The organism is Phaeodactylibacter xiamenensis (genome assembly GCF_000759025.1).
GTDB lineage: Bacteria > Bacteroidota > Bacteroidia > Chitinophagales > Saprospiraceae > Phaeodactylibacter > Phaeodactylibacter xiamenensis.
In genome coordinates, this window is record NZ_JPOS01000081.1 from 21,260 (window position 1) to 34,815 (window position 13,556).

Annotated in this window: 10 protein-coding genes; 6 read left to right on the forward strand and 4 right to left on the reverse strand. The window is 51.1% G+C overall.

Annotated elements, in window-relative coordinates; genetic code table 11:
* Positions 1-18: 18 nt before the first annotated feature.
* Positions 19-2,193, reverse strand: coding sequence for a bifunctional alpha,alpha-trehalose-phosphate synthase (UDP-forming)/trehalose-phosphatase (locus tag IX84_RS21460; protein ID WP_044225639.1), 2,175 nt, complete (start codon positions 2,191-2,193; stop codon positions 19-21).
* 281 nt (positions 2,194-2,474) lie between these two features.
* On the opposite strand from IX84_RS21460, the gene IX84_RS33580 reads away from it, so the two are divergent.
* Positions 2,475-2,639, forward strand: a complete 165-nt coding sequence (locus tag IX84_RS33580) for a hypothetical protein (RefSeq protein WP_160213872.1) — start codon at positions 2,475-2,477, stop codon at positions 2,637-2,639.
* 56 nt (positions 2,640-2,695) lie between these two features.
* Here IX84_RS33580 and IX84_RS21465 read toward each other — a convergent pair whose 3' ends face one another.
* Complete coding sequence (locus tag IX84_RS21465) at positions 2,696-3,424, reverse strand: beta-ketoacyl-ACP reductase (RefSeq protein ID WP_044225642.1); 729 nt, start codon at positions 3,422-3,424, stop codon at positions 2,696-2,698.
* Between the two features lie 268 nt (positions 3,425-3,692).
* On the opposite strand from IX84_RS21465, the gene IX84_RS21470 reads away from it, so the two are divergent.
* The 4 genes from IX84_RS21470 (at position 3,693) to phaC (ending at position 8,391) form a co-directional block, all read left to right on the forward strand.
* A complete protein-coding gene (locus IX84_RS21470; protein ID WP_044225645.1) occupies positions 3,693-4,871 on the forward strand; it encodes an acetyl-CoA C-acyltransferase in 1,179 nt (392 codons plus the stop codon).
* Between the two features lie 304 nt (positions 4,872-5,175).
* Complete coding sequence (locus IX84_RS21475; RefSeq protein WP_044225648.1) at positions 5,176-5,622, forward strand: hypothetical protein; 447 nt, start codon at positions 5,176-5,178, stop codon at positions 5,620-5,622.
* 42 nt (positions 5,623-5,664) lie between these two features.
* The gene (locus tag IX84_RS31335; protein WP_052516277.1) at positions 5,665-7,242 is read left to right on the forward strand and encodes a poly(R)-hydroxyalkanoic acid synthase subunit PhaE; all 1,578 of its coding nucleotides are present in this window, start codon (positions 5,665-5,667) and stop codon (positions 7,240-7,242) included.
* A gap of 90 nt (positions 7,243-7,332) precedes the next feature.
* On the forward strand, positions 7,333-8,391 hold the full coding sequence (gene phaC, locus IX84_RS21485; RefSeq protein ID WP_044225651.1) for a class III poly(R)-hydroxyalkanoic acid synthase subunit PhaC: 1,059 nt from the start codon (positions 7,333-7,335) through the stop codon (positions 8,389-8,391).
* Between the two features lie 228 nt (positions 8,392-8,619).
* Here phaC and IX84_RS21490 read toward each other — a convergent pair whose 3' ends face one another.
* On the reverse strand, positions 8,620-10,143 hold the full coding sequence (locus tag IX84_RS21490) for a M48 family metalloprotease (RefSeq protein ID WP_044225653.1): 1,524 nt from the start codon (positions 10,141-10,143) through the stop codon (positions 8,620-8,622).
* Positions 10,144-10,342: 199 nt separating this feature from the next.
* On the opposite strand from IX84_RS21490, the gene IX84_RS21495 reads away from it, so the two are divergent.
* A complete protein-coding gene (locus tag IX84_RS21495) occupies positions 10,343-12,382 on the forward strand; it encodes a urocanate hydratase (RefSeq protein WP_044225655.1) in 2,040 nt (679 codons plus the stop codon).
* Positions 12,383-12,384: 2 nt separating this feature from the next.
* Here the strand turns inward: IX84_RS21495 and IX84_RS21500 are convergent, their stop codons facing one another.
* The gene (locus IX84_RS21500) at positions 12,385-13,554 is read right to left on the reverse strand and encodes an AGE family epimerase/isomerase (protein WP_044225658.1); all 1,170 of its coding nucleotides are present in this window, start codon (positions 13,552-13,554) and stop codon (positions 12,385-12,387) included.
* Positions 13,555-13,556 lie beyond the last annotated feature (2 nt).

The following is a 13,556-nucleotide window of genomic DNA, read 5'->3' on the forward strand; positions in this document are numbered from 1 at the left end:
GGGATTCTCCGATGAAGGTTATTCCGTGAAGCGGCCCAGGAAACGGCGCACATCTTCTACAGAAAGCAGATTGTAGCGGGCTACAGACTTATCCAGGCCAACCTTAATGGTGTGGGCGGTGTCTGGCAGCGCCTTGAACGTATCCTCATCGGTATGGTCGTCGCCAAGGGCCATGATGAAGTCCCACTTGCCTTCCTCCAGCCAGTTGATTGTGGCTTTGCCTTTGCTGACACCTGCGTTTTTGATTTCCACGACTTTGTTGCCTTCAAGTACCTGCAGGTCGTCATTGGCCGTGAGGTATAGGAGGACATCCCGGAATTCACGCACCCGCTTTTCACCCAACTGAGGATCGATGCGGCGATAGTGCCAGGCAATGGAGAAATCTTTTTCTTCAATAAAGGAGCCCGGTGTTCGCTCGACCATGTTCTCCAGTACCTGCCGGATTTTAGCTTTCCAGCTGATGGTCAGGCCGGGATTGCTTTGCCATTTTCCGTCACGCTTCATCCAAACACCATGCTCGGCAGCCATATCCAGACCGAGATGGCCCAGCCAGTTCTCGAGGGTGGTGCGGTCCCGGCCGCTGTTGACGACCAGCTTAGTGCCCGGGTGGCTGGAAAGGGCCTTGAGCAGATTGATGACCTCTTCTCCCGGCACCACAGCCTGTGGGTCTTTATGGAATGGCATAAGCGTGCCATCATAATCAAGGATAATCAGCCGGTTCTCGGCATCGTGGTAATCTTTGACAATTTCTTTTCTTAAATCACGGTCTATTCGTTTCACAATATTTTCTTTTTGCGACTCCATCAGTTTTTTTTGTTCATTAATGAAAGTGGCAGCCCAGTTGCGTACATCGTGCTGCTTAAGCTTTTCCTGCATGCCTTCCAGGCGCTTTGCCTGTTCTGCTTCGTCCATTGTAAGAGCCTGAAGCAGGGCTTTGGTGATATCCTGACGGTCTTGTGGGTTGACGGTAATGCTGTCGTGGAGCTCGTTATGGGCACCAGCCATCTCACTTAGGATAAGCACGCCATTTTTAGAAGCTTCCTTACTGGCGATGAATTCCTTAGCCACCAGGTTCATGCCATCGCGCAGGGGCGTAATTAGCGCAATATCAGCTACTTTATAAAGCGTTGTCAAATCGCCGAAGTCAAGGCTACGGTAAAAGTACTGAATGGGCACCCAACCGAAATTGCCGTATTCACCGTTTACCCGGCCTACCAGGTTGTCAATCTTCTGCTTCAGGGCCTGGTACTGGGAAACATTGGCCCGGGATGGCACTACGATCATTACCAGGGTAACTTTGCCCCGGTACTCCGGATGCTTCTCCAGGAAGTTGGCGTAAGCCCGCACACGCTGGGGAATGCCTTTTGAGTAGTCGAGGCGGTCGATAGAGATGATGAGTTTTTGCTCCTCGGCAAGCTGAATGATTTTTTGTGCCGTTTCCGATTCCTCGCTTGCCGGTTCAGGATGAGCATATTTATTATAGTCGATGCCCATGGGGAACATATCGACGTTGACCAGGCGGTCGCCCACCGTTAGCATGCCGAAGTGGTGCTCAAACCCGCAGATCCGGTAGACAGCGCTCAGGAAGTGCCGCATGTAGCCGAAGGTGTGGAAACCGATCTGATCAGCCCCCAGAATGCCTTCCAGGATTTCCTTACGCCAGGGGAGAATGCGGAATACCTCGTAGGACGGGAAAGGGATGTGCAGGAAAAAGCCAATGGACACATCAGGGTAAGCCTCCCGGATCATGGCAGGCAGTAGCATGAGCTGGTAATCGTGTACCCAGACCAGGTCACCCTCTTTGATGAGCGGGATTACTTCATCGGCAAATTGCCGGTTGACTTGTTGATAGGCTTCCCAGTAGTGGTCCCGGTAGGAGGTATACTGCGTGAAATAGTGGAAGTGCGGCCAGATGGTTTTGTTGCTGTAGCCTTCGTAGTACAGCTCAATTTGTTCCTGAGTCAGGAAAACCGGAAACAAACCATCCTTTTTGAGGTCTTGCCGCACCGTCTCGCGTTCCCATTCGTCTTTAATATCCTGGCCGGGCCAGCCGATCCATATTTTTTCGAAGGATTCGTCCAGGGAATTCAAGCCGGTAGCCAGCCCTCCGGCGCTGGGGTGGTAGATCAGGTCTCCGGCTTCTTTTTTTATCGTTACAGGCAATCGGTTGGAAATGATGACTAATCGGGACATCCTCTTTATAGGGTTTTGTAGGATTGAATAATACGGAATGCATTGGATTTCTCCAAGAAACTTAATGTAAAAATTACACTAAGTTTTATTAAGGTGTTCAATAATTAAAGTGCTGGCGTTGGTGCAATGTTCGACCGGTGGAGAAGACGGGAGAGGTTAATTTGGGAGTGGATTTATTTTTGTTCTTTCATTTGATCGTTGTTTAATATTTTGTTTTGTATTTTAGTTTTTTATTGATATTTAATGTAAATTGTGGTGTTTGGATTTAAACTATTTATCGTATGAAAAAGCCTATTACGCCCAAAACCATTTTGAACCTGCAGGTGGTGCTCTTATACGGAGTGCTGGCTCTGTTGTTTTTCCTGTCTTATCAGCAGCTGCCGGAAATTGCTGAGTTTTTCCGGGAATACAGCGGCAAAATGAAAGCCGCGATCCCCATAAGGTAAAAAAGCACCACCTGATCTTTGACAGGCAGTGCTTTTACCAGTATCTGAAAAATCACTTATAAAGTTACGCCACCATCAACGTTCAGTACAGCGCCATTAATGAATGCGGCTTCATCTGAAGCCAGGAAAGCATAAGCGGCGGCAATTTCCGAAGGCTCGCCCAGGCGTGGGACCGGTGTCTTTTGCTTGAGCATGTCGATTACCTTTTCAGGGATGGTCAGCACCATTTCGGTACCGATGAAGCCCGGTGCCACGGCATTGGCGGTAATACCTTTGCGGCCAAACTCCTTGGCCCACACCTTGGTCATACCGATGACGCCGGCCTTGGTGGCTACGTAATTCGTTTGACCGAAGTTGCCATTGTGCGCGACTACGGAGGCGGCGCTCACGATACGGCCGTATTCCCGCTCCAGCATATATGGCAAAACGGCTTTAGTGCAGTTGAACACGCCGGTCAGGTTGACATCGATGACCTGCTGCCACTGATCAGTGCTCATTTTTTTCATTGTGGCATCCCGGGTGATGCCCGCGTTGTTGATGAGGATGTCGATTTGCCCGCAGGCATCCGCTGCTGCTTTGGCGGCAGCTTCGCAGGCAGAGAGGTCGGTGGTGTTCACCTTGAAAAATAAGCCGTCGAGCTCGTCCGCCAGCGCCTTGCCTTTTTCCTCGTTAATATCCCAGATGACAACTTTGGCGCCTTCTTCGGCAAAACGGATAGCGGTAGCCTTGCCAATGCCCATTGCGCCGCCGGTGACGATCGCTACTTTTTCCTTCAATTTATTCATAATTCAGTATTAAAAGGTCAGTCAAATTGAGTTCTGATGCGTTCAAAAGTAGGGAAAGGCGGTTTATTCCTGATTCTGTAGCAGGAGTGAAAGGGGTTGACTTCATTCTTTTTCAGCGCCGTAAAAAAATATAAAAGCCACATCACCAATATTTTAAGGTGATAATTAATGATGTGGACGAATGCCTGCCCCTTGCAGCAGTCTTTTTATTTTCCGACCTTTACATATAAATATCTAAATAATTTAATTTATCAAATCCTAACCGAAAATGAAAGAAGTCTATATCGCATCCGCTGTTCGTACGCCACTGGGAAGTTTTGGTGGCGTATTCGCCAATGTTTCAGCAACGGACCTTGGTGCAGCGGCCATTAAGGGCGCACTGGAAAAGGCTGGTGTGGATGCCAGTCAGGTCGAAGAGGTCTTTATGGGCAACGTTTGCTCGGCCAATCTCGGTCAGGCGCCGGCACGTCAGGCGGCGCTTGGAGCAGGTATTCCGAATACAGTGCCTTGTACGACTGTAAATAAGGTGTGCTCCTCAGGCGCGAAAGCTATCATGTTCGGCGCACAGTCTATTATGCTGGGGCATCAGGACCTTGTTGTGGTTGGGGGGATGGAGAATATGAGTGCCATTCCTTACTACGTGCCCAAAGCGCGCTACGGCCATAAATACGGGCACGGCCAAATTGTGGATGGCCTGCTTAAGGATGGCCTGACGGATGCCTATCAGCAGGTAGCGATGGGCGTATGTGCGGATGCCACAGCGAAGAAATACGAGATTACCCGTGAGCAGCAGGACGAATTCGCGATGCTTTCCTACAAGCGTTCTGCAGAGTCCACCAGCTCCGGCGTTTTTGCGGACGAAATAGTGGCAGTACACGTGCCACAGCGTAAAGGCGACCCGATCGCGATTACGGAAGACGAAGAATTTAAGCGGGTGAAGTTTGAAAAAGTACCTACGCTGCGCCCGGTATTTACTAAAGATGGTACGGTCACGGCTGCCAATGCTTCCACCATTAATGATGGGGCCACTGCCCTGGTACTGGTAAGCGAAGAAAAGCTCAAAGAACTGAATCTGACGCCCCTGGCTAAAGTGGTCAGTTTTGCAGATGCCGCACATGAACCGGAATGGTTTACCACTGCTCCGACTAAAGCAGCACCCATTGCGCTGAAGCGGGCCGGGCTTACCATGAATGATATTGATTATTTTGAAGTCAATGAAGCGTTCGCGGTAGTTACGCTGGCTTTCAATAAAATGCTGGACGTGCCAGTAGAAAAAACGAATGTCTTTGGTGGTGCGGTCTCCCTGGGGCACCCGCTGGGGGCGAGTGGTGCGCGCATCATTACAACACTGAATAACGTACTGCAGCAAAAGAATGCCAAGCGCGGCCTGGCAGCCATCTGCAATGGCGGTGGTGGCGCTTCTTCCATCATCATTGAGAAAGTATAAGGTTTATTAAAAATTGGTTATGTACCAGCCCGGGGCGCTCGCATCGCTCCGGGCTTTTGCTTTTATACGAGCAGCTTAAAAAGGTGTAGGAATTAATTATCAAGGGCTTTAAAAATTAAGTCAATGTTTGTTTTTAGTGATGTAATCCATTGAATTGCATATAGTTATGATTAATGGTTGTGTCTTCAAGTCTTTTAGTCAGGGTGAAACATATAAAAAAGCCTATTGATCCCCGATTCAGCTCTGCGTACCTTTAACCTATCAATAAAAACACACATTCTCTTCCACTAAAAAGATACTAATCATGGCTTCTACAAAATCTTTCTACGATCAGCTGATGGACAATCAGTCTAAACTGTTCAACACAATGACAGAATTTACCAACGCCTGGATGGAAATGATGACACCATCATCCGATCTGTCTGACAAGGCGGGCGAATTGATGAACGAATACTATACCAAGACTTCCGAAATGATGGAAGCTATGGCTTCTAAAGAAAAAATGGAAGCTTATCAGAAGGACTTCTGGAACGCTTTCACAGCTGATTACACTAAGAACATGGAGGTAAGCATGGAGCTGTACAAGAAGTCAGCAGAGTACTTTAAGAACATGTGGTCTGGCAACACCATGGAAACCACACAGGAGCGCACCAAGAAGCTTGGCGAACTGTACCAGCATTCTATGAAGGCCTTCTATGATACCACCAAAGCTAACGGTAAGGTGATGCAGGAGTACATGAGCGCTAATTGATACCGCCCAAGCCCCTTCCTCCACTTTTAAAACCAATCAATCATGAGTAATCAATTCGATACCTTGCTAGAGGGCCAGAAAAAAGCAATGGAATTTTGGTCAAAATTATCTGACCAGATGACGAAGCCTTTTCAGCAAGAGCAGGCTGACCCTGCCAAAGCCGGAGAGGCGCTTTTTCAGGAATGGTACAACAAGCAACAGGCTTTTTTCCAGGAGGCTATGAAAGGCAACCCTCAGGAAATGCTGCAGCAAACCCCGGAGCACCTGCGCAAGTACATGCAGATTCAAACGGAGTTTACCCAAAAGTGGGCGGACTTTTTCAAGTCCAACGCTGGTAAAATGGGCTTCCAAATTCCGGGTGCCGACAGCTTTGGCAATTCCACGCAGTTTTTCCAGGAGAATATGTCGAATTGGAACAAGTGGATGAACGGCGGGCAGGATTGGTTCAGTGCTCAGGTGCTGGACAAGATGCCTTTCAATATGCGGCCTCACTATACGGGCTTTCTCGATAGCTACAACTTTATGTCAAAGTACTGGGAACCGCTGCAACGCCTGCTCAAAAACGGGCTCTACGATGGCGATATGGTAAACAAGTACTTTAACGCCGAAGCTTACCAGAAACTCGTCAATCAGATGATGGGCTTCCGCCCTGTGGGCAATACCAGTGAGGTCATTGAACAGGTGAACAAATGGTTTACCAACATGATGTCCTACATGGGCGATCAGTCGGGCGACTGGAAAACCGTAAGCGATAGCTGGAAGGAGAAAATGGAGTCTTTCAGCAATGCAGGCAACATGCCTTTCTTTGAAATGGCTGCCGAATTCAACAACCGCCTGCGGGATCAACTGGCGCCATTCAACAATATCGCAGCGCAGGGCCGGGAAACAGAAATTTCCAAAACGCTGCAGGATATTCAGTTCCAGTACATTGCGTTCGTGCTGAAGTCTGCCGAAATGCAGTCCAAGGTTTACGAGTCCGGGCAGTTTGCAATGCCGGACACCCTGCGCGAGTTTGCTGAAAAGTACAGGCAGGAGGCCGAAATGCCGGATTTCCAGGCGTTCTTCCAGGCTTACATCAATAAGCTGGAGGCGGCTATGCTTGAAGTCCTGCATTCATCAGAGTACTCCAAGCTTCAAAGCGAAGTGTCGGCGCTGGCGACCAGCATCAAGAAAGACAATGGCCGCCTTATGGAGCTGATGTATGCCGATATGCCATTTCTTACGCATACCGATGGGGACGATATCGCTAAGGAGGCGTCGGCTCTCCGTACTAAAGTCCGTTCGCTGGAGCACCGGCTGGCTGAACTGGAAAAAGCCATGCTTTTGAACGGCAAGCCTGCCGTCGAAAAAAAAACGCCCGCTGAAGGCGGAAGCCTTAAGAAATCACTGATGGACAAAATCGGTATCGCTTCGGCTTCGGATGCCGACGACCTCAAGCAAATCAAGGGCGTAGGTCCTAAGCTGGAGACGATGCTCAATGACCTGGGGGTTTACACCTTTAAGCAGGTGGCTCAGATGGGCGCTTCTGAATACGATATGATTGACGAACTGCTTGGTGCTTTTCAGGGGCGGGCCAAGCGCGACAACTGGGCCAGGCAGGCCAAGGCTTTACTTAAATAATCAACACGAGGCTTTCAGGGCTGCTAACCGGGATATGCCGGCTGGCTGCCCTGCCCGGGCCACACCCATAACCAGGTAAAAAATCAACCAATGAGTACAACGGCATCCAATAACGTCAGCGATCAGCTCCTCGAACAAGTCAATACGGCTTCTGATGCGCTGCGCAATATCAACAGCGTCCACGATGTGGATGTGGCTACGGCACCTCGGGAAATTGTCTGGGAAGACGGCAAAGTCAAACTTTATCATTTCCTGAGGGAGGACAAACCGGCTACCAAAACACCCGTTCTGGTCTCTTACGCTCTGGTCAACCGCTGGGAAATGATGGACCTGCAGCCGGACCGCAGCTTTATCCGTAAACTGATTAGCGAAGGGCTGGACGTTTACCTGATCGACTGGGGCTACCCAACTAAGGTGGACCGTTACAAAAAAATGGAGGACTACATCCTCGGGAATATTAACGACTGCGTGGATTACATCCGCGAAGCCCACGGACTGGCTAAGGTAAACCTGCTTGGCGTTTGCCAGGGAGGGACTTTCAGCCTGATTTATTCCGCTCTGTTCCCCGAAAAAATCAAAAACCTGGTCACCCTTGTCACACCAGTTGACTTCGATAACGAAGAAGGGCTGCTCTTCAAGTGGGCTAAAGATATGGATGTGGATGCAATTGTGGATGGCTTCGGCGGCATAATCCCCGGTGATTTCCTCAATACCGGTTTTGACCTGCTCAAGCCAATGAATAAGGCACGTAAGTACATGGCGCTGCCCCAAACCATGGCCAACAAAGGCAAGCTGATGAACTTCCTGCGCATGGAGCACTGGGTTGCCGACAGCCCGGCACAGGCCGGAGAGACCTACCGCCGTTTCATTAAGGATATGTATCAGCACAACAAGCTCATCAAAGGCGAATTTGAGCTGGGTGGTCGTGAGGTGAAGCTGAAAAACATCAACATGCCGGTACTGACCATCTATGCCAAGCACGATCATATTGTGCCGCCGGCAACGACTAAGCCGATTAATGATGAAATCGGCTCCAAAGACAAGGAGCTGATGGAATTTCCCGGGGGGCACATTGGTGTCTTCGTGGGCGGGCGTTCTCAGAAGCTGTTAACGCCTGCAGTCGCCAGCTGGCTGACTGAGCGGGACTAACGAATAAGGAAAGTGTGGTCCCATGAACATGAAAACTTCGATCACGCACTACTTTGTCTCAGCGTACGCCCGGGCGCGGAGCTTACAAGCCTTAGCTCCGCACCTGCGTACCACTAAACAAGGGAACCGCAGCCTGGCGCTGCCTTGTTTAGCTACAATTTGGTAATACCTGGTTTTAATTTGGTTAGGGCTGAGCTGGCTGTGGGCAACTGCAGCCAGTTCGTTTTTTTACCTGCCCCGGGACATCTTTTCGAGCATTTGAGTGACCCATGCTATGCGGTCTGCCTGCCCTTCTCCATTATCCGTTTTCTTGAGTGCATTCCTGTAGTTTTCGAGTTCCCGGCGGGCCCCTTCCTGCTTATCGAGCCGGAGTAAGATCATGGCTTTTTCCAGGTGTATTTCCGGAGAAAGGGAGTAGGCCTCCTGCTCAGCTTTCCGCAGCAGCAGCATAGCTCTTTCCATATCACCGGCCTCATTTGAGGTTTGGCGGAGGAGTACAGACTGCAACATGTAATCTTCAAGTACGGCGGCATCTGCATCCAGTTGAGTGGTGAGGAGTTGTTGCGTGCGTTCGTAATTGCCGCTCAGGAATTCCTGCCACGCGGTATTGCGCCTTGCCATTGCTGTTACGCTGATATAGGCAGGATCAGCTGCCGGCGGCTCATAGTTTAATTGGTAACCCAAGTCCAGCATTTGCCGGTAAAGATGAGGGTAAGGGCGCTCTTCCCGCGTTTGCAGCTGGTAAGCCCTGCTGATTCTCTGTGCTTCGTAGATGCGGGTGTAAGCATTCAGCAGAGCCTGGTTATCTGCCTTGAGGTGTTGTATGAGGATGAGCGCAGTTTGGTCGGCTTCTGACTCTTGCTCAAAGGTATATTCCATCCCCAGGCGGTTCGCTACCTGAAAGGCAATGGCAGAGGAAAGCATAGAAATACTTTCTGTGAATGCGCCAAATGCGTACAGGTCTACAGGGCTAAAGGTGCCATTCCGGATGGACTGATTGGCCACAGCGGTCTCAGTAACCGCAGCGGCTACGGTAATTACGCCGCTCCAGAATGCGGCACGGGCTTCCCGGGAAAGGTTGCGGCGGAAGTTGTCTACGGAATGATTGAACTGAATATGCGCGAATTCCTGGGCTAAAATGGCCAGCAGTTCCTCTTTGGTTTGCAGGGCGGCCAACAGGCCGGTCGAAATGAACAAGTCACCATTGGCACAGGCAAAGGTGCCGGGCTCTACCGACTCGTAAACACGTATGCGCATTACTGCCGGATGTTTCTTTACAGGTTGTTTGGGAAAAAGTTGCAGCCGGATTTGATTGAGGTAATCCTCCAGGTACGGGTCGTCAAACAGGGTGATGGTCTCATTAAAACTAAGGTACTCTTCCTGTAGCTCGCGCCTGACTTCCTGGTCCCAACCCCTTTTGGAGAGTTGGTCCAATGCGCTGGACTGCAGAAATTGCTGATACCAAAGGCCATCAATCGACAGTTCATTAAGCTGGAAATCAAGGTGCTTGAGGTCAAACGCGGAGATCATGCGCTCCTGCACGTTGATTACAGCTCTAATGGTGGGTGTTCCTGCGATGATGCGATAGTCACTAAGTTCAACGATCGTGCCGGCGTCCAATTTTTCAAAAGAGGCGTCAGCTGTCCGGAATTTCTCCTTGACAACGGCCCGGACGGTATAGTCCTGTGCAAGGAGCGCGTCATTGACTAAAAACAAGAGTAAAACGGGAAGGAAATAGAGAAAATACTTCATGTCAAAAGGTTTTAAGTGTATGAACAAAGGAGCATTATTGCTGAGGTTTATTCGCAGGTTTCGTCTATTTAATTTACAAATAAAAATGGCTTTGGTGTGCTATAGCAATGTTAATTTTGGGCTGCTTCCTCCGTTAAAGGGCCTTAAGGGGGCTAACAAATTGTTAAAAAAAGTCCGACCTTAGCGCAAAACGCCAAATATGACCGAATTCCAAAAAGCAATCCTGGAAGGGATACCAGATACGCTGCCGGTGCCCAAGCCCTACGATCCTAATGTGAGCCATGCACCAAAGCGTGGTATTGACGGTGTGCTTTCTGATAAAGACCGGGCGCTGGCCCTCAAAAATGCCCTGCGCTACTTCCCGGCTCATCAACACAAAGTCCTGGCTCCTGAATTTGCCGAAGAACTGGAGCGCTACGGGCGCATTTATATGTACCGCTTCCGTCCGGACTATGAAATGTACGCCCGCCCGATTGATGAATATCCCCATCAGTCCCATCAGGCTGCTGCGATCATGCTGATGATTCAAAACAACCTGGACCCCAAGGTTGCCAAGCACCCGCACGAGCTGATCACCTACGGTGGCAATGGAGCTGTTTTTCAAAACTGGGCGCAGTACCGGCTGGTTATGCAGTACCTGGCTCAGATGACGGACGAGCAGACCCTGGTGCTTTATTCCGGGCATCCGCTCGGGCTCTTCCCCTCCCACCCTGAAGCCCCGAGGGTAGTGGTGACCAACGGGATGATGATCCCGAACTATTCCACAAAGGAAGACTGGAACAAGTATAACGCCCTGGGCGTCACTTCCTACGGGCAAATGACGGCCGGCTCCTTTATGTACATCGGCCCGCAGGGGATTGTGCATGGTACAACGATTACGCTATTGAATGCTGGCCGCAAAATGGGGCTTGGCGATAAAGATCTCCGCGGAAAAGTGTTCGTGACTTCCGGGCTGGGCGGCATGTCCGGTGCACAAACGATTGCGGCTGAAGTAACCGGAGCTGTAGGAATTGTAGCGGAAATTGACCCTGATGCCGTACAGCAGCGCCTGACGGACGGCTACATCAAAGCAGAAAATGTCTTTACCGACCTCAATGCGCTTTTGCCCAGAATAGAAGAGGCAAGAGCTGGCAAAGAAGCCGTGGCACTGGTCTATCAGGGAAACGTGGTAGAGCTTTGGGAGCGCCTGGCTAAGGATGAGGTTCGAGTGGAGCTGGGCTCTGATCAGACCTCCCTGCACAATATCGAAGGCATGGGCTACGCTCCTGCGGGCTATACCTTTGAAGAAGCCAAACGGCTTTTGGATAAAGACCCTGTACAATTCATGTCGGAAGTGCGGGACACCCTGCGCCGCCATGTAAAAGCCATTAACACCATGGCAGAACGCGGCATGTATTTCTGGGATTATGGCAATGCATTTCTCAAGGAAGCAGGCAATTCCGGAGCGGATATCTGGCTGGATGAGACCGAGGGGCACTTCCGTTACCCATCCTATGTAGAGGATATCATGGGGCCAATGTGCTTTGACTACGGTTTTGGCCCATTCCGGTGGGTATGTACTTCTGGCACAATGGAAGATTTGCAAAGGACCGATGAAATTGCAGCAGAAATCCTTCGGGAGATGCTGGCAGAAGCCCCGGAGGATATTCGTCCTCAGTTGCGGGACAACCTCAACTGGATTGAAGGAGCAGAAGATAACCTGCCTGTCGTAGGCTCAAAATCCCGGATTCTGTACGCTGATGCCGAGGGCCGCATACGTATCGCCCGGGCGTTCAATAAAGCTATTGCAAGAGGGGAGCTCTGTGCGCCAGTCGTGCTGGGCAGAGACCACCACGATGTCTCCGGTACCGATTCGCCCTACCGGGAGACCGCAAATATTTACGACGGCTCCCAGTTTACCGCAGATATGGCAGTGCACAACGTGATTGGAGACGCTTTCCGTGGGGCAACCTGGATTTCCCTGCATAACGGTGGCGGCGTAGGATGGGGCGAAGTGATGAACGGAGGTTTTGGGATGGTGATCGATGGCACACCGGAATCTGACCGCCGCCTGGAAAGTATGCTCTTCTGGGATGTCAATAATGGCATCGCCCGCCGTTCCTGGGCCCGCAACCGGGGCGCGATGTCCACCATACAGCGCACCATGCAGGCTTATCCGGGGCTCAGGGTGACCTTGCCCACTATCGCGGACGATAACCTGGTGGAGGAGGCGCTGGGACTGACTGCCAGGGAAGGGTAGGTTTAAGCCGGCAGTTTTTTCAGGACTTCCAGACAGCCCCACAGCGCTCGCGGCACGTGGAAACAGCCTTTCCACTTGCCGCCCTTCGCGGTGTGCAGTGGCGTGCCGTCCCGCTTCAGATAGCCGAACCATTCGCCGTACTCCGGATCAGAAAACCGGGGCCAGGCGTAATCGTAAAGCTGCACAAACCACTGGGCACACCGCTCATCGCCGGTATGCCGCAGCCCTTTCAATGCAGCTTCCATGGCCTCGAGGTGGACCCACCATAGCTTTTGGTCCCATTCCAGTTGTTGGGGCGGATAGCCTTTACGGTCCAGGAAGTAAAATAAGCCGCCTGCTTGTTTATCCCATCCGTAGTCCAGCATAAAAAGCGCCCGGTCGGTGGCCTGCCGGATCAGCTCCTGATCGTCCCGGCGCTCGCCCAGGTCCATGATGAACCACATAGCTTCCAAAGCATGGCCTGGATTGAGGAGCCGGCCTTCGAAGGTATCACTGAGCTTACCATCGGGCTTTACATTTTCCAGGACCAGCCCGGATTCATCGTCATAGAAGGTATCCATGACGGTATGAATGCAATGGTCAATCGTTGTTTCCACCAGGTCCGACTCGAGCAGCGGCTCCAGCTCCAGGCAAAGGTTGCAGAGGATCATAGGCAGGGAGAAGCCCATGAGGGGGCGGGTACCGGGGACCAGTTTGTTGTACTTGCCTTTGGGGTTGTCCTGCCGTTCCAGTATTCGGCTGAATGTAGTCCGGGCTATGGAAGCGTACCGTTCCGTACCGGTAGCCTGATATAGTTGGCCGAAAGCCATAGAAGCGAAGCAATCGGAGAAGATGTTATAGGCTTGTACGAGAGGTTGCCCATCCTGCCGGAGGGAGAAGTACCAGTTGCCGGCTTCGTCCCGGCCGTGTTTTTCCAGAAAATTGGCACCCAGCAGGGCGAGGTCCAGCCATTCCTGCCGCTGTTCCTGGTTGTTGTACAATTTGGAAAAAGTCCAAACCTGACGGGCCTGTAGCCAGATGAACTTGTCGGTATCGTACACCTGTCCGTCCCGGAGCAGGCAGGTGAAATAGCCGCCATATTCGCGGTCCGGGGAGTGGCGTTCCCAAAAGGGGATGACCCGTTCGTTTAGTTCCTTTGTGAAAACCGGGATGTATTGTCCTGCATTCAGCATGT

Coding starts and splice junctions, on each gene's coding strand:
- IX84_RS21460 (WP_044225639.1), bottom strand. CDS start 2,193: ATGTCCCGATTAGTCATCATTTCCAACCGATTGCCTGTAACGATAAAA.
- IX84_RS33580 (WP_160213872.1), top strand. CDS start 2,475: ATGAAAAAGCCTATTACGCCCAAAACCATTTTGAACCTGCAGGTGGTG.
- IX84_RS21465 (WP_044225642.1), bottom strand. CDS start 3,424: ATGAATAAATTGAAGGAAAAAGTAGCGATCGTCACCGGCGGCGCAATG.
- IX84_RS21470 (WP_044225645.1), top strand. CDS start 3,693: ATGAAAGAAGTCTATATCGCATCCGCTGTTCGTACGCCACTGGGAAGT.
- IX84_RS21475 (WP_044225648.1), top strand. CDS start 5,176: ATGGCTTCTACAAAATCTTTCTACGATCAGCTGATGGACAATCAGTCT.
- IX84_RS31335 (WP_052516277.1), top strand. CDS start 5,665: ATGAGTAATCAATTCGATACCTTGCTAGAGGGCCAGAAAAAAGCAATG.
- phaC (WP_044225651.1), top strand. CDS start 7,333: ATGAGTACAACGGCATCCAATAACGTCAGCGATCAGCTCCTCGAACAA.
- IX84_RS21490 (WP_044225653.1), bottom strand. CDS start 10,143: ATGAAGTATTTTCTCTATTTCCTTCCCGTTTTACTCTTGTTTTTAGTC.
- IX84_RS21495 (WP_044225655.1), top strand. CDS start 10,343: ATGACCGAATTCCAAAAAGCAATCCTGGAAGGGATACCAGATACGCTG.
- IX84_RS21500 (WP_044225658.1), bottom strand. CDS start 13,554: ATGCTGAATGCAGGACAATACATCCCGGTTTTCACAAAGGAACTAAAC.